This window comes from Thalassospira lucentensis (assembly GCF_011806425.1).
GTDB classification, from domain to species: domain Bacteria; phylum Pseudomonadota; class Alphaproteobacteria; order Rhodospirillales; family Thalassospiraceae; genus Thalassospira; species Thalassospira lucentensis_B.
Genome location: NZ_JAATOV010000005.1, coordinates 74,815 through 96,883 on the forward strand (window position 1 = coordinate 74,815; position 22,069 = coordinate 96,883).

A 22,069-nucleotide genomic window follows, 5' to 3' on the forward strand; every position below is an offset into this window, starting at 1 on the left:
TTGGCCGCACCAAGGAGGCATTTATGTCCTATACATTAAAAGGCAAACATCTGATCGCAGGCGACTGGGTTTCAGGGGATGCAACGTTTAAGTCCGAACCGGCACATGGCCCGGTCAATACATTCCCGGTTGGTACCCCGGCACTTGTCGATCAGGCTGCCAAGGCCGCCGAAGAAGCATTTTGGAGCTTTGCCTATTCGTCACGCGAAGATCGTGCGGCGTTGCTCAATAAAATCGCTGACGAGATTGATGCGCGCGGTGATGAAATCACCGAAATCGGCACCCAGGAAAGCGGCCTGCCAGAAGCACGTCTTCAAGGCGAGCGCGGTCGTACCGTCGGGCAGCTTCGTCTGTTTGCCAGCCACATTCTCGATGGCGATTATCTTGACCGTCGTTATGACGAAGCGCTGCCGGATCGTGCACCGCTTCCGCGTCCGGACCTTCGCTTGATGCAGCGTCCGATTGGCCCGGTTGCCGTGTTTGGCGCGTCGAACTTCCCATTGGCATTTTCGGTTGCGGGCGGCGATACCGCGTCTGCACTGGCTGCTGGTTGCCCGGTTGTTGTTAAGGGCCACTCAGCCCATCCGGGCACGGGTGAAATCGTGGCCCAGGCCATTGATGCCGCGATTAAGGCCTGCGGCGTTCATCCGGGCGTGTTTAGCCTTATTCAAGGGGGCAAACGCGATGTCGGGCAAAGCTTGGTGCAGCATCCGCTGATTAAGGCGGTTGGCTTTACCGGGTCGCTTGGCGGTGGTCGTGCATTGTTTGATCTGTGTGCAAGCCGTCCGGAACCCATTCCGTTCTTTGGCGAGCTTGGCTCGGTCAATCCGATGTTTATGATGCCGGTTGCGATGAAAGAACGCGGTGATGCGCTTGGCAAAGGTTGGGCGGGATCGCTGACCATGGGGGCAGGGCAGTTCTGTACCAACCCGGGCATTGCCGTTGTGATTGATGGGCCGGATGCGGATGCATTTGTTGAGGCGGCGAAAGCTGGTCTTTCGGAAGTCAGCGCGCAAACCATGCTGACCGAAGGCATGGCCGATGCATACCGTGACGGTGCTAAACGCGTTGGTGCGACCAGTGGCGTTAAAGACGTTTTGACCACGTCATGCGATCTGCGCAATGCAACGCCGTATCTGTTTGAAACCACCGGTGAAAACTGGCTTTCAAATCATGAATTGGGCGAAGAAGTCTTTGGCCCGCTTGGCCTTGTTGTCCGCGTCAAGGATATGGACGAAATGCGCACCATCGCCAAGGCGTTTGACGGTCAGTTGACTTGCACCTTGCACCTTGATGACGGTGATGCGGCCGATGCCCGTTCGCTTCTGCCGATTTTGGAACGCAAGGCAGGCCGTATTCTGGCCAATGGTTTCCCGACCGGGGTCGAGGTTTCCGACACCATGGTACATGGCGGACCATACCCGGCATCGACCAACTTTGGCGCAACATCGGTTGGCACCATGGCGATCCGTCGCTTCTTGCGCCCAGTTTGTTATCAGAACATCCCAGCAGACGTTCTGCCTGCTGATCTTGTTTGATTGCGTTTTCCCTTTGATGATATTGCCCGGCTGTGCGCAGCCGGGCACTCTACGGAGTAAAGAAGTATGAGTGATTATGTCTTAAGTGACGCAATCCGTGAGAAGCTTAAACGTGTCAGCACCGCATCGCTGTGCACGGCCCTGTTTAAGCGCGGCCTTCGCAATCAGTTCATCCAAAATGTGCGGCAGGTTGCCCCAAAAAGCGAAAACATGGTCGGGCAGGCATATACCCTGCGCTATATCCCGGCACGTGAAGACCGCAACCAGATCGAGGTGTTCCGCGATCCCAACCACCCGCAGCGCGTTGCTGTTGAACAGTGCCCGGCGGGCCATGTTTTGGTGATGGATAGCCGCAAAGACGCGCGTGCCGCCTCTGCTGGTTCAATCCTTGTGACCCGCTTGATGAAGCGCGGTGTCGAAGGCATCGTTACCGATGGTGGTTTCCGTGATGCCGAAGGAATTGGCAACCTTTCCATTCATTCTTATCACTCGCGCCCGTCAGCACCGACGAACCTGACCCTGCATGAAGCATATGACATCAATGTGCCAATTGGTTGCGGTGATGCGCCGGTCTTCCCCGGTGATGTTTTGGTTGGTGACAAAGACGGTGTTGTGGTTCTTCCGGCCCATCTGGCAGATGAGCTGGCCGAAGAATGTGCAGGCATGGAAAGCTTTGAGGACTTCGTTCTTGAAGAGGTCATGTCTGGCACATCGATCATTGGTCTGTATCCGCCGACCAAGGAAGAAACCAAAACCAACTTTGAAGCATGGCGTAAAAAGAATAACCGCTAGGTTTTCTTTGCCTGCGTTCGCAACGCCTGAAAATGCAAAAGCCGCCCTGAATTGGGGCGGCTTTTTTCGTGTTTGAAGGATGTGTTAGTTGCCGTTGCCAGCCTGAAACATATTTTCATCATGACGCAGCAGGCTTTGCCCAACCGCCCCTTGCAGGGCAAGGTCCTTATCCCAGGCCAGATGCGTGATTTCTGGCCCACGGCGTAGCTCAGGCACCTGTGCCAGATTAAGGCCCCGGTGCAATTCCGGTTCCATCAGGTCATAGGCACGTGCGCCTGATCCGGTGATGAAAATCTGTTTGGGGCCAAGCAACGCAATCAGATTGGCGATGCCATATCCCAGGATCTTACCCGCATGACGAAACAGGTCGGCCAAATCTTCGTTGCCGTTGCGTGCACGGGCAACCAAATCCATCATCTGTTCTTCGCTGGGGTGCAGGCTGTTGGTGTCGGGCAGATCAACCAGTCCCATGGCATCGCGCAAAATGGCGTAATCCCCGATATAGGCCTCAAGGCAGCCGCGCCGCCCGCAATTACAAAGCGGCCCATCGGGTTGGTATTTCATATGCCCGAACTCGGCAGCGGTGCCGAAATGCCCGTTATAGACATTTCCGTTTAACACCAGCCCCATCCCAATACCGTATCCCAACATAATGACGGCAAAATCCCCGCCGCCATGCAGGGCGGTATTTTGGGTGATGGCGGTGGCGATGCAGTTGGCGTCATTGGACATTTGAACAATGCCGCCGTACCGTTCGGTCAGCGGTTTGGTGATGGCGATTTGGCGTTGGCGCAACGCAGGGGACCAAATGATTTCGCCGCTATTGCTGTCGGTGACACCTTGCACCGCGACACTGATGCCAACCGGTGGGGTGGTGATGATGTCGTTATTGTCTTTGATGAAACGATCAATCAGCTTGATCAAAAGGTCGATCAATTCCTGCGCATTTAAGTCGCGGGTTTTAATGCTGTGTTCGGTATTGCGTTCGATTTCACCCTTGAAATTACCCAGCGCAATTTCAATCAGATTAATCGTCAGTTTGACGCCAATCACACAGGCCGCACCGGGTACAAGATCAAGCAGGACTTTGGGGCGTCCCCGCGTGCTGCCGTGGGTGCCGTTGGCATTGGTCGCGCCATTGCCGTTTGTGGCAGGGTGGCTTTCTTGGACCAATCCTTGTGTCATCAGGTCGGCGGTAAGGGATGTAACTGTGGCCGGGCTTAGGCCGGTGGCCGTACCGATATCAATACGTGCGGCGGGGCCATGGACCCGCAAATAGCGCAGAATGGCAATTTGGGACGGTTGGCGCGGGGTATCGCTTTCGGGGCGACGGCTCATGGCGTTGGCCTGTGGTCAGGGGTGGGGCGGTGGCAAGACAGGGCATAATATGCACCCTGTCTTGCCAATAAAGGCATGGTTTTGTGGTTGCCAGATGGCAGGCCCTTAAAGCAAACCGCGCGCGGCAAGGTTGGTCATAAGGGCGGTGATCCCAAACTGCCATGGATTGATCTTATCGGAGCGATCCACCTGATTGATCAGTTTGCCAAGGCTTGGGGTGCCAATCGTGACAAGGTCGCCAGTTTCATGGGTAAAGCCCTTGCCCGCACCACTACGGTCATCGGTTGGGGCAAACATGGTGCCCAAAAACAGCATGAAGCCATCAGGATATTGGTGGTGTTTGCCAATTGCCTGACCGACAAGGCTTTCGGGGGAACGGCTGATTTGGCTCATGGAGCTGACAGCGTCAAGGTGATAGCCCTCTGGCCCATCCACCGCCATTGCAATATCGGCGGCCTTGACGGTTTCAATCGTGAATTTGTCGTCAAACAGGCGGATAAACGGCCCGATGGAACAAGATCCGTTATTGTCCTTTGCCTTGCCGAGCAGCAAGGCAGAACGCCCTTCGACATCGCGCAGGTTGACGTCATTGCCAAGGCTGGCGCCGACAATTTTGCCCTGTGACGAAACCGCCAGAACGACTTCTGGTTCCGGGTTGTTCCAGGTTGAAATGGGATGTAGGCCAACATGCGCGCCGTGGCCAACGGCGGACATCGGCGGAGATTTGGTAAAGATTTCTGCATCCGGGCCAATGCCGACTTCAAGATACTGCGACCAAGCACCTTTTTCGATCAGGACCCGTTTGATTTCAGCAGCTTTTTCCGACCCCGGTTCGATCTGGGAAAGGTCATCACCGATAATGCCGGTGATTTCGGTCCGGATTTGATCGGACTTGCTGGCATCACCTCGCGCCTGTTCTTCGATCACGCGTTCAAGCAGGCTGGCGACAAAGGTCACACCGCTTGCCTTGATCGCCTGAAGGTCATTCGGGCTAAGAAGATGGGCAGTGTTTTTATCTGCACCGGGGCGTGATTGCGCCAAAATATCGCCAAGTGCGCCGACAATCGGGAAGCTTTCCGGGCGGGCAAGCTTGCCCACCAGATCGCCAATTTCAAGAAGTTGGCTGACAGTTGGGGCGATGCTGCTGATGTCGCGCAATTTATCGCCATCGACCAAAACAGGGGTCGGGCCGGAAACGCGCGGATCCCAGATGCGGCCAATTAAAATGGCACTTTGGGCATCATCGGGCAGAATGTCGTTTAAGTTGGTTGGGAAACCGTTGGTCATAAGGCTGTCTCGCTTGTCTGGCTACTGTGTGGCGGCGTTGGTTGCACCCGGTCCCGCCAGATGCAGAAGATGGTCAGGCATTTTGCCCAGAATGATCATGCCAAGAACATCGTCATGACTAACATCTTCGGTTCGAACGCTGCCGACCAGTTTGCCGTTTTTCATTACGTGAAGTCGATCTGATAAGTCGAATACATCATGAAGATCGTGACTTATCAATAGAATACCAAGCCCGTCGCGTTTGAGCTTATCAATAAGGTCGCCGACCATTTTGGTTTCATGCACACCAAGGGCAGCACAGGGTTCATCCATGATCAAAACGCGGGCTTCAAACAAAAGCGCACGCGCAATCGCAACCGATTGACGCTGCCCCCCTGAAAGGGCCGAGACGGGGGCGGTAAACTTGGTAAAATTCGGGTTGAGGCGATGCAGAACTTCGCGCGCCTTGTGTTCCATCTTGGCATCATCAAGGAAGCCAAGCTTGTCGACAAATTCGCGCCCCAAAAACAGGTTCTGGGTGGCATCAAGATTATCGGCAAGGGCCAAGTTCTGATAGATCGTTTCAATGTTATTGTCGCGGGCATCGCGGGCGTTTTCGATCTTGGCTTCTTTGCCATCCACCACGATCTGACCGCTGTCGGCCTGATAGGCGCCAGACAGAATTTTGATCAGGGTCGATTTGCCCGCACCATTATGGCCCAGCACACCGACAACTTCGCCGGGATAGAGGTCAATGGAAACCCCATCAACCGCCTTAACGCCGCCAAAGCTGACATGGATGTCGCGCATTTCGACCAGCGGATTTTTATCAATATTGGGATCAGTCATATCCGGTCTCCTTACGCGGTTGGGTCGCTATAACGACGGTGGAAATACTTGTCACTGAACACGGCCAGAACAAGAACAAGGCCGATCACGATGCTTTGCAGGGACGTATCAACACCCAAAAGTGCCATACCACTTTGCAGGCTTTGCATCACAAGTGCGCCAATCAGCGCGCCGTAAATCGTACCAACACCCCCGGCAAGTGACGTTCCGCCAATGACAACCGCGGCAATAACGCGCAATTCATCAAGCGTACCAAGATCATTGCCCGCCGATTGCAAACGCGCCGACGAGATCGCCGCACTGATCGCACACAAAACCCCCATCAGGGCAAAGACCGCAACGGTCATGCGTTTAACATTGATGCCAGCAAGTTCGGCGGCCTGCGGATTGCCACCAATCGCAAAGATATAGCGCCCAAATCGCGTGCGTTTGACAACAATGGTCAGAACAATTGCCACCAAGGCAACGATCAAAAGCGGGATGGCAATGCCGTGTGAAATTTCGATATTTTCCGCGGTGACCGGGATGCCCTTGTTTTCAAGGATACGCTGGGCTGCGCGGGTTGGCAGGTGATAGGCGTTTAACGTCGCAACGACGGCCAAAACCAGACCGGCTTTGATAATGGTGTTGGTGTATTCCGCCCAAATCGGTTTGACCGGGAAATCAAATGCAAGCCGACGGCGGCGTTCCATAATCGCGGCATAGATGATGGCAATAATCGCAATTACCGCGACGATCCAGCTCCAGGTGGCGCCAATGGTGCCTTCGATCCCGCCGCCCAGCAAAATGAAATTCTGATCAAGCGGTGCGACAGTGCGTCCTTGTGTCACCCACCACGCTGCCCCGCGCCAGACCAAAAGCCCGCCAAGGGTCACGATAAAGGCCGGAACACCAAGATAGCCAACCGCCATCCCCTGTATCCCGCCAATGGCCGCACCGATCACAATGCCAACCAAAACGGTAAGCGCCCATGTCATCGGGTTGTTGTAATCAAGGAATTGCGGCAGGAAATCGGTTTGGACAACGCCCATGATCATCGCCAAAACGCCAAGGATCGCACCAACCGAAAGGTCGATATGACGCGTGACAATAATCAAAACCATCCCGCACGCCATCACCGCAACAGACGCAGTTTGGACCGATAGGTTAAAGATGTTGCGTGGCGTGATAAAGCGCCCGCCCGATGCGATATCAAACCCGATCCAGATGATCAGCAAGACAACAGCCAGACCAACCAATCGGCGGTCTATTTCCATTTTCGAAAGCAGTCGTGACATAAAAAAAAGCCCGTAAGACAGCGAGGCCGACATACCGTTGTTTCGCACATGAATACGGTTGTCGGCCCCGGGTTAATCAAGGTCGGAGGAAACGGGCTGCCTTAGTTGCAGGCAGCAACCTTATCGCTCGTGACACCTTGGCAGACGACGTCTTTTGAAACCCAACCCGCGTCAATCACCAGGTTCAGTTTGTCCTGCGTGATCGCAACCGGATCAAGGAAGTAGGATTTCATTACAACGCCGTTCGGGCTTTCCCAGTCTTGCGTGCCTTCAACGTCATCAAGGGAGGTTCCTTTGGCCAGTTCAACAGCAATTTCTGCTGCGCGCTTGCCAAGAAGACGGGCGTCTTTCCAGACCGAAACGGTTTGGGTGCCTTGGGCAACACGGTTAAGGGCGGCATGGTCGCCATCCTGACCGGAAACCGGAATGCCTTGCATGCCCTGTGCGGACAATGCAGCAACAGCACCACCAGCCGTACCGTCGTTAGATGCCACAACTGCATCAACTTTGTTGTCGGCAGCGGTCAGGAACTGTTCCATGTTGCGCTGTGCAATCGCAGGCTGCCAGCTTTCGGTATAGGCTTCGCCGACAACTTTGATGTCGCCTGAATCAATTGCGTCCTGAAGAACTTCAAGCTGACCTTCATGCAGGATGTTGGCGTTCGGATCGGTCGGTGCACCTTTGATGAAGACGTAGTTGCCTTTGGGCTGCTTGGCAAAAACGGCTTCGGCCTGCAGGCGGCCGACTTCTTTGTTGTTAAAGGTGATGTAATAGGCGTCTGAATCTTCGATCAGGCGGTCATAGCCGACAACAGGAATGCCTTCGTTCAGGGCCTTGGTCACAGCCGGACCGATCGAAGACGAGTCTTGTGCCAGAACGATGATGGCATCCGCGCCACGTGCGATCAGGCTTTCAATATCGGAAAGTTGTTTGGAGGGGGAGCTTTGCGCATCGGCACTGATATATTCAGCACCCGCCGCATGGAGGGCGGATTTAATTGCGGCTTCGTCGGTTTTCCAGCGTTCTTCTTGGAAGTTTGACCAGCTCACGCCAACGGTGAGGTCAGCGGCAAAGGCGTTTGCCGACATCAATACAGTCCCGGCCAACATGGCCGTTGAAAGGAGTTTTTTCATTTGTTTCATCCCTGAATGAGTGTGTCTTGCGGTGACATTTATTTTTGTTGTCGAAAAAATGTTGACGTGAAGAAGGCGGGCTGTCAAATTTTTTTTAGTGATTGAATTAAAAAATACGCTTTTAACGCTATTTATTATGTAAATAATGCATCTTTAGTTGAATAAGGCGTGTTTTTCCAAGTTGCACTGCAGCATTTAATTTAATCACATAAAATAAAATGAAAAATACTGACAGGGAACGTCATGACAGCAAGTTATCACGACATTGATGGGAAGTCGGTTCTCGTAACTGGCGGCGCATCTGGGATTGGTGCGTCCATCGTGCGGGCATTCTGTGCCCAAGGTGCGCGTGTTGGGTTTATCGATATAGATGATAACGCCGCACAAAAGCTTATTGCCTCGATCCAGGATGAACACGGCGTGACGCCGGTTTATAAATCGCTGGATTTACGGGATCAGGCAGCTATTCCCGGCGCTGTGCGCGAGTTATCCGCCAAAAATGGAACCATCGACGTTTTGGTTAACAACGCCGCGCGCGATGATCGCCACAAACCCGAAGATGTCGGGCCCGATCAATGGCGCGACGGGCTTGATGTGAATCTGAACCACCAATTTTTCTGTGCGCGTGCCGTGGCGGAGGGGATGCGTGAAAAGGGTTCAGGCAGCATCATTAATTTCAGTTCGGTCAGTTATTTGATGGGCTTGCCCGATCTTGTGACCTATGAAACCGCCAAGGCCGGTATTGTTGGCATGACGCGGGCATTGGCGCGCGATTGGGGCGCTGATGGCATTCGGGTCAATACGATTATTCCCGGCTGCATCATTACCCAGCGTCAGCTTGATCTGTGGATTTCACCCGAAGATGAAGAGCGCATTCAGCAGCAGCAATGTGTGAAGCGCCGCCTTGTTGGCGATGATGTGGCCCAGATGGTTTTGTTCTTGGCGTCTGATGTTTCATCAGCGTGTTCATCACAAAGCTTCATCGTCGATGGCGGCCTTGTTTGATCTGCGATAATCTATCAGATACAAATGTCACCGCCCCGAATTCTTGCCCCGATTGAGTATAGGCCACTATGTCAGCGACCAAAAATCTGCCTGCCAGCCCCGTCATCATTGATGAAAAAGCCAACCCGTACCGCGATTGTATCCAAGGATTGGCCAATCAGCCCATTACGGTCATTGCGCTGTTGCGTGATGCGGTAAATGAAAACCCCGCTGTTGCCAAGGATCGCGATTTTACCGTTCCTGAAATTAAGGACGTGGTGGGACGACTTGTTGAAAACCGTCCGCGCATTGCCATCATTGGCGGTGCACCAGATCATCCCGCCCATCTTTTAGATCGCCCACAGGCCCTGATGGCGGCGATCCGCATTTGGGAAATGGGCGGGGTGCCGTTTCTGTTTCATGTGCCGGTCATTTGTGATGGAACGGCGCAAAACAATATCGGCCAAAGTTATTCCTTGGCGTCGCGTAATCATACGGCGGCGGCGGTGAATATCACCTTTGAAGGTCACAGCTATCACGGGGCCTACGTTATTGCCGGCTGCGATAAATCGCCCGCCGCCGTTGTCGCGGGATTGGCAGCCGCCGATCATGCACGGGCATACCGTGGGGATCAGGCCCCGGTTTGGGCCGTTTTTGCCCCATCGCACGTGTTAAAGGGCGGCAGCATTCCCGAAGGAACGCGCCGGTTGCTTGATAAAATTGCCGATGATGCGGACCGGGCCGGGCATGAAGAGCTGGGCGGCGATATTCGCGAAAACATGCGCTATATCCTGCAATGCACATCCGACGAAGCCTTTGCGGGCCTTTTAGAACGTGCACGGTTGTTGGGTGTGTTGGATGCCGCCATGGAACGCCGGGTGTTGGATGAGCTGGCAACCGCGACCTGTGATTCCAAGGGCGGTATTTGCGCCTTTAACGGCACGGGCAATTCATCGCGCACCATGTTGGCCGCCTTTGGCCTGACACCGCCGGAATTGGAATTGCTGACCGATGTGCCGCCCTTTGCCGCGGTTGCGGCCGGGGTGGATGCGCTGTTTGGTGTGTTTAATAAGCCAGAATACGCGATTGGCAGCTTGCTAAAAGCCAACTTTGCCAATTTCGTGCGGGTGCATAATGCCACGGGGTCGAGCAGTAACATGCTGCTGCATTTGCCGTTTATGATGCGCTATGCCGGGTTTGATATATCGATTGATGATTATCAGGATGTGCGCACCAAAACGCCGGTTCCAGAAATCTTTGCCCATAGTTTGACGGAAAACCGCGATACGTTTGTTCTGGCCCAGCAAATGGCCGAGGGCAAAAATCGCGGCATGGAAAGCATTTACCGCATTCTGACCGATCTTGGCGTTGCGATGGATCTTGATGCGCCAACTGTGTTGGGCAAAACATGGGGGGAACGCATTGCCGGATTGGATAACCCGGTTGATACCACCCTTGGCGATGCGTCTGTCATTCGGGCAACGCCGGTGCGTCAGCGGTCCGGGGTGGATGTGATCACCGGTAGTTTCTTTGAAAACTGTGCGGTCAAAACATCGGGCATGAGTGACCGGTTGCTATCGCATTTTGACGACCATGTTTTCATCGTGCGGTATTATGAAAACGAACATGTCTGTAATGGCGATTTTGCATCGCCCGATCTGATTACCCGACTGATGGAAACCGATGGCGTCAGCGAGGAATTAATCGCCGCCGTGGTCCGCCGAAATGGTGGAAACCGGGTGGATATGGATGCGCCCAAAGACATGTTCGAACAAGGCCATCTGTCTTTTGCCTTTGTTATTGGCGGGCAGGGGCCGGAAGCCTATGGCATGCCGGAAATGTTTTCCCCATCGCAAAACTTGCGCCATCACCGCATTCTTGAAGCATCATCGATGTTGATCACAGATGGGCGTTATTCCGGCGTAACCAAGGGGGCCTGCATTGGGCATATGGTCCCCGAAGCATTCGCAGGTGGCGGCATTGGGTATCTGTGTGATGGCGATGTGCTGCGCCTGAACCTGACATCGCTGACCCTTGATTGGTTGGATCCGAAGGCCTTTATCGAGGGCCGCGAAGTCCCCGCCGATCCCAAGGGGTTGAGCGATCGGGCAGCACTTTTTGACGGTCGTTTCAAACGCATGGAAGCCCGCCAATGTGATATTGCGGCAAGCAATGTGTTGGATGGTATCGGTACGGCTGCGCGCGGCGTTGTGCCGCCTGCCGTTGATCGCCGCGCGGTGAAAAGCTGGCGTTCATGACACGCTGCAAAACAGTGTGATGTGAGCCAAAGTGAAAAAAAGCCCCGGTCCATATTGGCCGGGGCTTTTTGATTTATCCCATCCGTTCGGATGCATAGCTTCCCGGGCTTGGCGGGAAGACAATGGTACGATTGCCATTGATAAAGGACCGGTGATGGATGTGCGCATGTACCGCGCGCGCAAGCACCTGACTTTCAACATCGCGTCCGATGGAAACGTAATCGGCTGAGTTCTGTGCGTGGGTGATGCGGGCCAGATCCTGTTCAATGATCGGACCTTCGTCCAGATCGGCGGTCACATAATGGGCGGTGGCGCCAATCAGTTTTACACCCCGTTCATAGGCCTGACGATATGGGTTGGCCCCCTTAAAGCTTGGCAGGAATGAATGGTGGATATTGATGATCTTGCCACTCATTTTCTTGCAAAGGTTATCGGACAGTACCTGCATATAGCGGGCAAGAACGATCAGCTCGACATCGTTTTCGGCAACAAGATCCAAAAGCTTTTTCTCGGCTTCTGGTTTGTTGTCCTTGGTCACTGGAATGTGGTGGAACGGAATGTCGTGGTTGACGATGACTTTTTGATAATCGAAATGGTTTGAAACCACCCCGACGATATCAATCGGCAAAGCGCCGATTTTCCAGCGATACAAAAGATCGTTCAAGCAGTGACCAAACCGGGACACCATCAGAAGAACGCGCATCTTATGATCGCTGTCGTGGAACTGATAGGTCATGTCAAATTTGGTCGCCGTTGCGTCAAAGCCACGTGACAGGGTTTCCTGATCAACACCTTCTTCGCTGACAAAAGCCACCCGCATAAAGAACAGACCAGTTTCCATGTCGTCAAATTGGGAACTGTCCTTAATGTTACAGCCATGTTCCGCCAAATAGGCAGAAATGGCGGCAACGATCCCACGTTGGGAATCGCAGGTAACTGTCAGAACGTAGCTTTTCATCTCGTTCGGCCTTCAAATTAACAGTGATCAAAATTGCCTGACGCCGCCCCCGTATCAGTGGACCTGATATCGGGGATGCGACGCCGCCGGGCAGCAGTATCAAATATCAAGCGTGTTTTCACGTTCCCATTGCGAGAAATGTGAAACATATGAATTCCACTCTTTCTGCTTAAGCTTGAGATACGCTTTGGAAAACTCGGTTCCCATACTCGCTTGAAGGCTGTCATTTCTGCCCAATTCACGCAGCGCGTCAAGCATGTTCAATGGCAAACGCGGTGCATCTTTGACCATGTGGCCTTCTTCATACATATCGATATCATAATGCGGGCCGGGATCGGCGGCATTGGCGATGCCATCAAGCCCGGCTGCGATAATCACTGCCTGCAATAAATATGGATTGGTCGCGCCATCGGGCAAGCGCAATTCAAAACGCCCCGGCCCCGGAACGCGCACCATGTGGGTGCGGTTATTGCCCGTCCATGTCACCGAGTTTGGCGCCCAAGTGGCCCCGGATGTCGTGCGCGGCGCATTGATGCGTTTGTATGAATTAACTGTTGGGTTGGTGATTGCCGCCATTGCACTGGCATGGGTCATAATCCCGCCCAGGAAATTTTTACCCTTGGCCGATAAGCCGAACGGCGCATCATTATCGGCAAAGGCGTTTTTGCCATCATCGCCCCAGACCGACACATGGCAATGGCAGCCATTGCCGGTCAGTCCGGCAAAGGGTTTGGGCATAAAGGTTGCGCGCAGGCTGTGCTTTTCGGCAATCGATTTGACCATGAACTTAAAGAAGGAATGCTTGTCCGCGGTTTTCAGCGCGTCATCAAATTCCCAGTTCATTTCAAACTGGCCATTGGCGTCCTCGTGGTCGTTCTGATACGCCCCCCAACCAAGTTCCAGCATGTAATCGCAAATCTCGGCAATCACATCATAGCGGCGCATGACCGCTTGTTGGTCGTAACAGGGTTTTTCGGCGGTGTCGGCGGGATCGGAAATTTCGCTGCCATCCTGTGTGATCAGGAAAAATTCGGCCTCGACCCCGGTTTTGACATTCAAGCCCAGTTCAGCCGCCTTGGCGATCTGGGCTTTTAGGACGTTACGCGGTGCCTGTTCGACGGGCTGGCCTTCCATTACGCAATCGGCGGCAACCCATGCGACGTCGGGTTTCCATGGCAATTGAATAACCGATGATGCATCGGGCACGGCAAACATGTCTGGATGGGCCGGGCTTAGGTCAAGCCATGTTGCAAAACCGGCAAAACCCGCACCTTCTTCTTGCATGTCGGCGATGGCCTGCGCGGGGACGAGTTTGGCGCGCTGCCCGCCAAAAAGGTCGGTAAAACTGATCATGAAATACTTGATGCCGCGTTCCCGGGCAAAGGCGGATAGATCCTTGGTCATTGAAGTCCCCTGACGAATTCATGCAATGCCTACCGATGTCCCGGCGCGCGTTAAGGCGCACCGGAAACCCGGTGGTGCGGTTATGTTTTAGAATCCTCCCTGACCGGGAACCCAGTTGGTCCCGGCAAGCGGTACACCGGCCATTGCCGCCGCTTCTATATTCAGTGCACAGAGGTCCTCAGGTTCGAGGTTGTGCACATGATTTTTACCGCAGGCGCGCGCAATTGTTTGCGCTTCAAGTGTCATGACCTTCAGATAGTTGGCCAGTCGCCGCCCCGCGGCAATTGGATCAACCCGTTTCATCAGGTCGGCATCCTGGGTCGTGATGCCTGCGGGATCACGGCCTTCGTGCCAGTCATCATAGGCGCCAGCAGTGGTGCCAAGCGCGTTGTATTCGTCTTCCCATTTGGGATCATTATCCCCAATGGCGACAAGGGCGGCGGTGCCGATTGAAACCGCATCCGCACCAAGGGCCAATGCCTTTGCCACGTCGGCCCCATTGCGAATGCCGCCCGATACAATCAATTGTACTTTGCGGTGCATTCCCATGTCTTGCAATGCTTTTACCGCCGGGCGGATGCAGGCAAGGGTGGGTTGGCCGACATGTTCAATAAACACTTCTTGTGTGGCGGCGGTGCCACCCTGCATGCCATCAAGGACAATCACATCGGCCCCGGCCTTTACCGCAAGGGCAACGTCGTAATAGGGGCGCGCGCCGCCAACCTTAATAAAGATCGGCTTTTGCCAATCGGTGATTTCGCGCAGTTCCTGAATTTTGATTTCAAGATCATCCGGGCCAGTCCAATCGGGATGGCGGCATGCGGATCGTTGATCAATTCCTTTGGGCAGGTTGCGCATATGCGCCACACGATCAGAAATCTTTTGGCCCAGCAACATGCCGCCGCCGCCCGGCTTTGCGCCCTGACCGATGACAATTTCAATCGCATCAGCACGTTTTAAATCACGTGGGTTCATGCCATAGCGCGATGGCAAATACTGATAAACAAGGGTTTCGGAATGACCGCGTTCTTCTTCGGTCATGCCGCCATCGCCGGTCGTGGTCGATGTGCCGGCAATCGTTGCGCCGCGACCAAGCGCTTCTTTGGCCGGGCCAGAAAGAGAGCCAAAACTCATCCCGGCAATCGTGATTGGGATTTTGAGCTCAATCGGCTTTTTGGCAAAGCGGGTGCCCAATGTGACGGCGGTTTCGCATTTTTCACGATATCCTTCGAGCGGGTATCGCGACATTGATGCGCCAAGAAACAACAGATCATCGAAATGCGGGACTTTGCGTTTTGCGCCGCTTCCGCGAATGTCATAAATGCCGGTCGCGGCCGCACGGCGGATTTCCGACATGGTGTAATCGTCAAATGTTGCCGATTTGCGCGGCGTGGTAACGGGATGTTTGTGGCTCATCTTCTTGATCCTGTTTCTGGGCTGAGCGGCGCAGTTTTTGTGTCTGCGCGGCGTTTCAGCTTTCCGCGTCAATAGGCGTCGGCATTGTCGATGTTGAAATTGTAAAGCTGGCGGGCAGAGCCATACCGGGTGAATTCATCCGGTTTCACATCGCTGATCCCGGCGTCTTCCAGCAGTTTTGCCAAAAGTTCGAGATGTTCGGGGCGCATGTCCTTTTTGATGCAATCAGCGCCCAGTGACTTGACTTCGCCCCGGACAAACAGGCGGGCTTCGTACAGGGAGTCACCAAGCGCGTCGCCCGCATCCCCCAAAACAACAAGGTTGCCCGATTGCGCCATAAAGGCCGACATATGGCCGATATTGCCCTTTACGACGATATCGATGCCCTTCATCGAAATGCCGCAGCGTGATGCGGCGTTGCCTTCAATCACCAGCAATCCGCCATGGGCGGTGGCACCAGCATATTGGCTGGCGTCGCCTTTAATAACGACTTTGCCCGACATCATGTTTTCGGCAACACCGGGTCCGGCATTGCCGTGCACGGTGATGTTGGCAGTTTCATTCATCCCGGCACAGTAATAGCCAACACTTCCTTTGATATGGACATCGACCGGGGCATCAATGCCCACCGCAATGGCGTGCGCGCCGCGCGGATTGATGACTTCGAAATCTTCGTTGGTGGTATTTCCCGAAATCGCATGAAGCGACTGGTTCAGGTTGCGAAGCTCGGTGGTGGCAAGATCAAACACGGGCATGTGTTTCTTCCTCATAGGGCCGGTTGCCGGTGGATTTATGCGATGGTGAACACCGCAAAGAACCGGGCAGATGGCAATTAATGTTCCCAGAAATAAACCGTGGCCGGTTCAGGTTCCCAAACGCGCGCCGTTTCGATGCCAGGTAGGTTAACAAGGGCGCGATATTCCGACCCGAACGCCACATAGGCATCGGTTTCGGCCATGATGGCGGGCTTACACGCAATCGGATCACGCACCACGCCAAAGCCCGACTTGGTGCCGACAACAAAGGTGAAAAAACCATCCAAGTCATCAAGCGCACTGGTCAATGCCGCGCCAAGGTTTTTGCCCTTGGCCATTTCACCGGTCAGATAAGCAGCGGCCACTTCGGAATCATTTTGGGTTTCAAGGCGAATGCCGTCATGGGTCAGGCTGCGCCGCAGGTTATTGTGGTTGGACAACGACCCGTTATGGACCAGGCACTGATCCAAGCCGGTTGAAAATGGATGCGCGCCAAGGGTTGTGACCGCACTTTCGGTTGCCATGCGGGTATGACCAATACCGTGCGATCCGGCCATGTCGGCAATTTTAAACCGCTCAAGCACGTCCTTGGGCAGGCCGACTTCCTTATAGATTTCCATCGTGCTGCCCGTGCCCATGACGCGGACATCTGGACGCAGGTCACAAAGCGCACTGCGTGTTGCATCGATTTGATCGGCGGGGACGGTTAATACGGCATGGGTGCTTTTGGGCAGGATCGATACGTTTTCGATCCCGGCCTTGCGCAATTCGTCGGTCAGGCCGGCAAAATCGGTTTCCGGGTCCGGGGACTGAATGGTGATTTTGGCCAGATTACTTTGATCTGAGCCATAAATGGCGATCCCCGCACTATCGGGGCCACGATCGGTCATGGTGACCAGCATCTCGGACAGCAAGCTGCCCAGCTGTGGTTCCAAGCTTTTATCTTTAAGGAATAAACCAACAATGCCGCACATGGCAGACAGTCTCCATTCTGTTGCTGAAATGGAGACTATCTGCTCGCGATTGCGGAATCAACTGATAAGAATAAAAAATTCCTAAGGGTGAATAATTTTATTCACCGTCAAGAAAGTTTATCCCCGGGCGGGGTAGCAGATGATTGACAGGTAACGTATTGGAAAAGAAAGAAGTTCTTCGGGTCCATGACGCGCGTCGGCATCAAAAAACAGGCTGTCGCCCGCTTGCATGAAGTAAAGCTGATCGCCGTGGCGATAGCGAACTTCACCCTCAAGCATATAAATGAATTCCATGCCTTCATGTTGAAAGGCGGGAAAGCTGCTCGACTCTTCGGTCAGGGTCAGCAAATAGGGTTCGACGACAACGCCGCTGGTGTTGTTATCAATATGGCCCAGCAGATTATATTCATGGCCCGACCGGGTTCCGCGCCGTTCAATGGCAATGCCTTCGCCCGATTTTACAAACACGGCATTGCGCGGTTCTTCATAGCGGCGGAAGAAATCAGTCAGCGGCACGCCAAGTGCGCTTGCCAATGCCTGAAGCGATGTCAGGGACGGTGATGTAACGCCGTTTTCAATTTTCGACAGCATCCCCATCGAAATGCCGGTGGCCGAGGCGAGGTCGGCAATCGTGATGCCCAGTTTTTTGCGCAAGGCGCGGACTTCGTGCCCGATTGCGATTTCCAGATTGTTTTCTTTTGGCTCGCGCAGGGCATGAGGGTCCTGGGTCAGGGCAGCCGGTTTATTCGCGGGGTCCATGCTGGGTCCTTGTGTGCTGTTTGCTTGGGTCGTTTTTGTTGAGGACACGGTCTTTTTTGCCATGTGAGCAGCTTCCTTTGGCACCGTCGTCGTTTGACCCGGTGCTTTTTCTTGTCGTTTCCTAAGATGATCGTTTGTCACGATCTGTTTTTTAAGGCGGCGCTTTTGTTCAATCTGCTTTCAAATCCGATGACGTGACGATGATATCGCGGCATCAGACTGCCGTGCGGATTTGTATGAGGATTGGTTTGCGCCTTACCTATCCTGTTTATCTAAACTCCGAGGAAAGATTTTTCAACTCAAGGGAAAGCGTTCGCGGTGTTTTTTGCAGATTGCACGGTGGGTTTCGACTGTTGCAATGCCGCGTAAAATAACCCCATAGGAATAAATATTGAATTATATGAAATAAAATGTTGCGTTGCGGTCAAATTTTCCACCAAAATGGAGAATATAAAAAGCCAGTGTTTGCGCGTTAATTGTGCGCCGCTGCGGCAAAATCAGGAGGCCATCACAATGACAGCAAGCTGGAGGTTCTCGGCCCTTGCGGATCGACACCGTGCCCTTGGATCCAATCTTGAAGATTGGAGTGGAATGGGGACGGCCTGGACGTATGATAAGGATTGGGACGAAGAATATATCGCGATCCGCACCAAGGCCGGGATCATGGATGTTTCGGGCCTAAAAAAGGTCCATGTTACCGGCGCGCATGCATCGCACGTGATTGATTACGCGACGACGCGCAATGTCGAAAAAATCTATCCTGGGAAATCGGTCTATGCCTGCATGCTTAATGATCAGGGCAAGTTCACCGATGACTGTGTGATTTATCGCATGGGGCCAAATTCATGGATGGTTGTCCATGGTTCTGGCGCCGGGCACGAAGAACTGACCAAGGCCGCAATGGGCCGGGATGTTTCGGTGCGCTTTGATGATGATCTGCATGACTTATCCTTGCAGGGGCCTTTGGCGGTGGATTATCTTGCCGAATATGTGCCGGGCATTCGTGATTTGGCGTATTTTCATCACATGCAAACCCGCCTGTTTGATGCGCCGGTAATGATTTCGCGCACCGGCTATACCGGCGAACGAGGGTACGAGATTTTCTGTCGTGCGCAGGATGCGGGCATGATTTGGGATCGGATCGTCGCCGAAGGGGCCGATATGGGCATCATCCCATCGCGCTTTACGACGCTTGATATGCTCCGGGTCGAAAGTTACCTGCTGTTTTACCCCTATGATAATTCCCAGATGTACCCGTTCGAAAACGAAGGACCGGGCGATACATTGTGGGAGCTTGGCCTTGATTTTACCGTAAGCCCGGGCAAAACCGGCTTTCGCGGCGCGGAAGAGCATTACCGCCTAAAAGGCAAGGAACGCTTTAAGATTTTCGGCCTTTTGTTTGATGGCAAGGAAGTCCCCGCCGAAGGTGCCGAGGTGTTCAAGGGCGATGCCAAAGTTGGTGTCGTGACCTGTGCGATGTATTCGCCGCTAAAAGATCAAACCATGGCAATTGCCCGGTTGGCTGTTGATTGCGCCGAGCAGGGCGTGCGGTTGGAAGTAACCGGCGAGAACGGCAAACTTGGCGCGATGGCGCATACCATGCCGTTTGATGATCCAAGCAAATCCAAACGAACTGCCAAGGGATAAGGTCGCGACGTGGGGCTTGATGCCCTGCGGCCCGCTTGATCCTTTGTCTTTTTCCAGAATGGGACCTGTAACCATGTCTGAAAACTTAATCGAAGAAAGCATCATTTCCCGGCCCACCTATGGCACGCTTGCGATTGCGCCGGGGCTTGCGCATTACTTTGTTGCCGATGCATCCGGCGCAGAATGCGTGATCCGAGTCGCCCAAGCCGCGCCAAAGGATTTCATGGAAAAGGTTCATATCCTTTATGTGCCGACACCGGGTGAAAGTGCCTTGATTACGGCCCTTTACGCGTTGGGGGCAAAGCGGTTTGAGCATATGGTAAGCATTGATGATGCGGTTGCCAAGTTGGGGCAGTGGTTGTCAGAAGCAAAAATGGGATCGCAGCTTTATCTGGCCGGGACCGAAGGCCTGATTGGCAAGGGTGTTGCCATGGCTGAGCAATGCGGGCTGGATCATACGGCTGTCCATTGCGAGCATCGCGGCAGTCTTGCGCGGCGGGTGCAGTGCGTTCATTGCAAAACCATGATCGAGGATGTGACAACCCAGCCGACCAAATGCCCATCTTGTGATTTACTGTTGCTGGTGCGCGATCATTATTCGCGTCGCTTGGCGGCTTTTCAGGGTGTTTGCATCAATGCCGAAGACCCATCCGAACAGGTCGAGATCAAAGAGGTGTTCAAATGAGTGCGTCTGATAATCTGATCCCGGTCATTGTGAGTGATGTGGTCGCGGTCAATGACATCATCAAACGGTTTGAGTTTCGCCATCTGGATGGCGATGCATTGCCGGCCTTTTCCGGGGGCGCGCATATTGTTGTTGAAATGCATGACGGTGCGACCAGACGCAAAAATGCCTATTCGCTGATGAGCTCTCCCTTTGATCGGGATGCCTATGCCATTTCCGTGCGTCGCGATGATGACGGGCGGGGTGGGTCGAAATTCATGCACGAACATGTCAAACCGGGCATGAAAATGAATATTTCCCCGCCCGTTAATTTGTTCGCGTTAGATCATCGCGCCAAGAAGCATCTGATGATTGCAGGCGGTATTGGCATCACACCGTTTATCGCCCAAATGACGCAGGCCCATGCCATGGGCGCACCGTTCGAACTGCATTACACCGCACGGTCCGCGTCACAAGCCGCCTATATGGATCATTTAAAGGATCGTTTTGGCGACAATGTTATTTGCTATTGCGATGATGATGGCGGTGGTCTGGATTTGACCGGCCTTTTGGCGGATCAGCCGCTTGGGACGCATGTCTATGTTTGCGGGCCAAAGGGCATGATCAGTGCGGTCATTGAAACCGCCATCAATCTTGGCTGGCCCGCCGCCCATATTCATTTTGAACATTTCCTGTCCCCGCCAGTGGGGCAGGCCTTTAGCGTGCATCTGGCACGTGCGGGAATTGATATCACGGTCGGGGCGGAGCAAAGCCTGCTCGAGGCGATCGAGGCCAGCGGAACGCCGGTTAGGTCGATGTGCCGCGGTGGGGCGTGCGGGCATTGCGAAACTGCGATTGTCCATTGTGATGGCGAGCTTCGTCACAATGATCATTGGCTTGATGACGATCAGAAAACGTCACAGAAATTCATGATGCCCTGTGTATCGCGCTTTTGCGGAACGCGTCTTGAACTTGATCTGTAAGGGGATGCCATCATGACCATTCAGTTTAGAAACGAGACGTTTCGCAACGATTTTACCTATGCCAATAGCCGGTCAAACATTCCGCGCTTTCCGTTTCCATTTCCCGAAGACGAATACATGTATTCAACGAATATGGAACCTCATATGGCAATGCGGGCCGGAAGCCCGTTTGAGAATGCCTTTGATGTGGACGAGCATTACGTCGCGGAAATGCAGGAACGCGCATTGGTCTTGGCCGATGATCCGGGCCGGTGTCAGGCGCTGCCGCATATGGAAACGGCGGGCTGGGACTTTCTTGAACTGGTGATGGTGTCCAAGGCGCGCGATTATCCTGATTTGTTTACGCTTTCCATTGATGGGGATCGTTGGCACTGGATCAATAAGCCGCTTCAGATCAATGATAGGTTTACCTTTGGCGATAGATCGACGCTGCCATGTCATCCGATGGAATATATTGGCCGTCAGGTGCAAGGCGATCACGCGATCCTTGATCAGCGTGATGGTAACCTTTGGCTGGATGCCGGGATCATTACCGCCCAGGCGGACTGGTCGCTTGATTTCGATATTGGCATGAACTTTTTTGAATGGCATGCGCCGGTACCGTTGGCGCATGAACTGGGCGTGTTTCAGCGGGCGCTGAAATTCTTGCTGTCACTGCCGCAAGGGCAGCCATCGCGCCGGTTAAACTGGACGTTGACCGTGAACCCACGACTGGATACCAGCCCGGAAAACTATCCCAAATGGGGACCGGATAAGCTGGCCGTAACCCCGGATAATATCGGCGAAAAAATCCATCTTCGGGTGGAGCTTCAGACGTTTTGGCGACTGCCACGGTCCAATGCGATCGTGTTTCCCATTCGGACCTATTTGATGGCGATGAACGAAGTCGTTACTCAGCCAAAATGGGCGCGCCGCCTGCACCGTGTGTTGCGTGATTTGCGGCCTGAACTTGTCGAATATAAGGGACTGTCGCGCTATCACCCAATGCTGGTTGAATGGTTGGCGCAATTTGACGATGGTGCCCCGACGTCACCGGGCATATTCCCCGACTGATCAATTGCTTGGTTCAACTGG

Annotated in this window: 19 protein-coding genes; 8 read left to right on the forward strand and 11 right to left on the reverse strand. The window is 53.8% G+C overall.

Annotated features, from left to right (window positions below; genetic code table 11):
• Window positions 1-23 precede the first annotated feature (23 nt).
• On the forward strand, window positions 24-1,538 hold the full coding sequence (locus HCZ99_RS15430; RefSeq protein WP_167447925.1) for an aldehyde dehydrogenase (NADP(+)): 1,515 nt from the start codon (window positions 24-26) through the stop codon (window positions 1,536-1,538).
• A gap of 66 nt (window positions 1,539-1,604) precedes the next feature.
• Window positions 1,605-2,330 carry a ribonuclease activity regulator RraA gene (locus HCZ99_RS15435; protein ID WP_167447926.1) on the forward strand — a complete coding sequence of 242 codons (726 nt, stop codon included), beginning with the start codon at window positions 1,605-1,607 and terminating at the stop codon, window positions 2,328-2,330.
• Window positions 2,331-2,414: 84 nt separating this feature from the next.
• Here the strand turns inward: HCZ99_RS15435 and HCZ99_RS15440 are convergent, their stop codons facing one another.
• The 5 genes from HCZ99_RS15440 to xylF all read right to left on the reverse strand — a co-directional run bounded on the left by HCZ99_RS15440 (window position 2,415) and on the right by xylF (window position 8,193).
• Window positions 2,415-3,668: an ROK family transcriptional regulator gene (locus HCZ99_RS15440; RefSeq protein WP_167447927.1), complete on the reverse strand. Its 1,254-nt coding sequence runs from the start codon at window positions 3,666-3,668 to the stop codon at window positions 2,415-2,417.
• Between the two features lie 105 nt (window positions 3,669-3,773).
• Window positions 3,774-4,955 (reverse strand): fumarylacetoacetate hydrolase family protein, encoded by a 1,182-nt coding sequence (locus HCZ99_RS15445; protein ID WP_167447928.1) that lies wholly within the window; start codon window positions 4,953-4,955, stop codon window positions 3,774-3,776.
• A gap of 21 nt (window positions 4,956-4,976) precedes the next feature.
• Window positions 4,977-5,783: an ATP-binding cassette domain-containing protein gene (locus HCZ99_RS15450; RefSeq protein ID WP_167447929.1), complete on the reverse strand. Its 807-nt coding sequence runs from the start codon at window positions 5,781-5,783 to the stop codon at window positions 4,977-4,979.
• 11 nt (window positions 5,784-5,794) lie between these two features.
• Window positions 5,795-7,060, reverse strand: coding sequence for a sugar ABC transporter permease (locus HCZ99_RS15455; RefSeq protein ID WP_254869649.1), 1,266 nt, complete (start codon window positions 7,058-7,060; stop codon window positions 5,795-5,797).
• A gap of 101 nt (window positions 7,061-7,161) precedes the next feature.
• A complete protein-coding gene (gene xylF, locus HCZ99_RS15460) occupies window positions 7,162-8,193 on the reverse strand; it encodes a D-xylose ABC transporter substrate-binding protein (RefSeq protein ID WP_167447930.1) in 1,032 nt (343 codons plus the stop codon).
• Between the two features lie 243 nt (window positions 8,194-8,436).
• On the opposite strand from xylF, the gene HCZ99_RS15465 reads away from it, so the two are divergent.
• Together HCZ99_RS15465 and HCZ99_RS15470 are read left to right on the forward strand one after the other, a co-directional pair.
• Window positions 8,437-9,198 (forward strand): SDR family NAD(P)-dependent oxidoreductase, encoded by a 762-nt coding sequence (locus HCZ99_RS15465; protein ID WP_167447931.1) that lies wholly within the window; start codon window positions 8,437-8,439, stop codon window positions 9,196-9,198.
• A 68-nt stretch (window positions 9,199-9,266) separates the two neighbouring features.
• On the forward strand, window positions 9,267-11,435 hold the full coding sequence (locus tag HCZ99_RS15470) for a dihydroxy-acid dehydratase domain-containing protein (protein ID WP_167447932.1): 2,169 nt from the start codon (window positions 9,267-9,269) through the stop codon (window positions 11,433-11,435).
• Between the two features lie 73 nt (window positions 11,436-11,508).
• Here the strand turns inward: HCZ99_RS15470 and purU are convergent, their stop codons facing one another.
• The 6 genes from purU to HCZ99_RS15500 form a co-directional block, all read right to left on the reverse strand.
• The gene (gene purU / locus HCZ99_RS15475; RefSeq protein ID WP_167447933.1) at window positions 11,509-12,393 is read right to left on the reverse strand and encodes a formyltetrahydrofolate deformylase; all 885 of its coding nucleotides are present in this window, start codon (window positions 12,391-12,393) and stop codon (window positions 11,509-11,511) included.
• A 99-nt stretch (window positions 12,394-12,492) separates the two neighbouring features.
• Window positions 12,493-13,797: a type III glutamate--ammonia ligase gene (gene glnT, locus HCZ99_RS15480; RefSeq protein ID WP_167447934.1), complete on the reverse strand. Its 1,305-nt coding sequence runs from the start codon at window positions 13,795-13,797 to the stop codon at window positions 12,493-12,495.
• An 87-nt stretch (window positions 13,798-13,884) separates the two neighbouring features.
• Complete coding sequence (locus tag HCZ99_RS15485) at window positions 13,885-15,213, reverse strand: FMN-binding glutamate synthase family protein (protein ID WP_167447935.1); 1,329 nt, start codon at window positions 15,211-15,213, stop codon at window positions 13,885-13,887.
• Window positions 15,214-15,281: 68 nt separating this feature from the next.
• A complete protein-coding gene (locus HCZ99_RS15490; RefSeq protein ID WP_167447936.1) occupies window positions 15,282-15,968 on the reverse strand; it encodes a GXGXG domain-containing protein in 687 nt (228 codons plus the stop codon).
• A gap of 77 nt (window positions 15,969-16,045) precedes the next feature.
• A complete protein-coding gene (locus HCZ99_RS15495) occupies window positions 16,046-16,903 on the reverse strand; it encodes a glutamine amidotransferase family protein (RefSeq protein ID WP_368484270.1) in 858 nt (285 codons plus the stop codon).
• 156 nt (window positions 16,904-17,059) lie between these two features.
• Window positions 17,060-17,701, reverse strand: a complete 642-nt coding sequence (locus tag HCZ99_RS15500) for a helix-turn-helix domain-containing protein (protein WP_167447938.1) — start codon at window positions 17,699-17,701, stop codon at window positions 17,060-17,062.
• A 513-nt stretch (window positions 17,702-18,214) separates the two neighbouring features.
• Here HCZ99_RS15500 and HCZ99_RS15505 point away from each other — a divergent pair.
• From HCZ99_RS15505 to HCZ99_RS15520, 4 genes are all read left to right on the forward strand, one after another.
• Window positions 18,215-19,348 (forward strand): aminomethyltransferase family protein, encoded by a 1,134-nt coding sequence (locus tag HCZ99_RS15505; RefSeq protein ID WP_167447939.1) that lies wholly within the window; start codon window positions 18,215-18,217, stop codon window positions 19,346-19,348.
• 73 nt (window positions 19,349-19,421) lie between these two features.
• Window positions 19,422-20,033, forward strand: coding sequence for a dimethylamine monooxygenase subunit DmmA family protein (locus HCZ99_RS15510; protein ID WP_167447940.1), 612 nt, complete (start codon window positions 19,422-19,424; stop codon window positions 20,031-20,033).
• The gene (locus HCZ99_RS15515; protein WP_167447941.1) at window positions 20,030-20,995 is read left to right on the forward strand and encodes a PDR/VanB family oxidoreductase; all 966 of its coding nucleotides are present in this window, start codon (window positions 20,030-20,032) and stop codon (window positions 20,993-20,995) included. The genes HCZ99_RS15510 and HCZ99_RS15515 overlap by 4 nt, the downstream gene beginning before the upstream one ends.
• A 12-nt stretch (window positions 20,996-21,007) precedes the next feature.
• Complete coding sequence (locus tag HCZ99_RS15520) at window positions 21,008-22,048, forward strand: heme-dependent oxidative N-demethylase family protein (RefSeq protein ID WP_167447942.1); 1,041 nt, start codon at window positions 21,008-21,010, stop codon at window positions 22,046-22,048.
• Window positions 22,049-22,069: the final 21 nt, after the last annotated feature.

Coding starts and splice junctions, on each gene's coding strand:
- HCZ99_RS15430 (WP_167447925.1), top strand. CDS start 24: ATGTCCTATACATTAAAAGGCAAACATCTGATCGCAGGCGACTGGGTT.
- HCZ99_RS15435 (WP_167447926.1), top strand. CDS start 1,605: ATGAGTGATTATGTCTTAAGTGACGCAATCCGTGAGAAGCTTAAACGT.
- HCZ99_RS15440 (WP_167447927.1), bottom strand. CDS start 3,668: ATGAGCCGTCGCCCCGAAAGCGATACCCCGCGCCAACCGTCCCAAATT.
- HCZ99_RS15445 (WP_167447928.1), bottom strand. CDS start 4,955: ATGACCAACGGTTTCCCAACCAACTTAAACGACATTCTGCCCGATGAT.
- HCZ99_RS15450 (WP_167447929.1), bottom strand. CDS start 5,783: ATGACTGATCCCAATATTGATAAAAATCCGCTGGTCGAAATGCGCGAC.
- HCZ99_RS15455 (WP_254869649.1), bottom strand. CDS start 7,060: ATGTCACGACTGCTTTCGAAAATGGAAATAGACCGCCGATTGGTTGGT.
- xylF (WP_167447930.1), bottom strand. CDS start 8,193: ATGAAAAAACTCCTTTCAACGGCCATGTTGGCCGGGACTGTATTGATG.
- HCZ99_RS15465 (WP_167447931.1), top strand. CDS start 8,437: ATGACAGCAAGTTATCACGACATTGATGGGAAGTCGGTTCTCGTAACT.
- HCZ99_RS15470 (WP_167447932.1), top strand. CDS start 9,267: ATGTCAGCGACCAAAAATCTGCCTGCCAGCCCCGTCATCATTGATGAA.
- purU (WP_167447933.1), bottom strand. CDS start 12,393: ATGAAAAGCTACGTTCTGACAGTTACCTGCGATTCCCAACGTGGGATC.
- glnT (WP_167447934.1), bottom strand. CDS start 13,797: ATGACCAAGGATCTATCCGCCTTTGCCCGGGAACGCGGCATCAAGTAT.
- HCZ99_RS15485 (WP_167447935.1), bottom strand. CDS start 15,213: ATGAGCCACAAACATCCCGTTACCACGCCGCGCAAATCGGCAACATTT.
- HCZ99_RS15490 (WP_167447936.1), bottom strand. CDS start 15,968: ATGCCCGTGTTTGATCTTGCCACCACCGAGCTTCGCAACCTGAACCAG.
- HCZ99_RS15500 (WP_167447938.1), bottom strand. CDS start 17,701: ATGGACCCCGCGAATAAACCGGCTGCCCTGACCCAGGACCCTCATGCC.
- HCZ99_RS15505 (WP_167447939.1), top strand. CDS start 18,215: ATGACAGCAAGCTGGAGGTTCTCGGCCCTTGCGGATCGACACCGTGCC.
- HCZ99_RS15510 (WP_167447940.1), top strand. CDS start 19,422: ATGTCTGAAAACTTAATCGAAGAAAGCATCATTTCCCGGCCCACCTAT.
- HCZ99_RS15515 (WP_167447941.1), top strand. CDS start 20,030: ATGAGTGCGTCTGATAATCTGATCCCGGTCATTGTGAGTGATGTGGTC.
- HCZ99_RS15520 (WP_167447942.1), top strand. CDS start 21,008: ATGACCATTCAGTTTAGAAACGAGACGTTTCGCAACGATTTTACCTAT.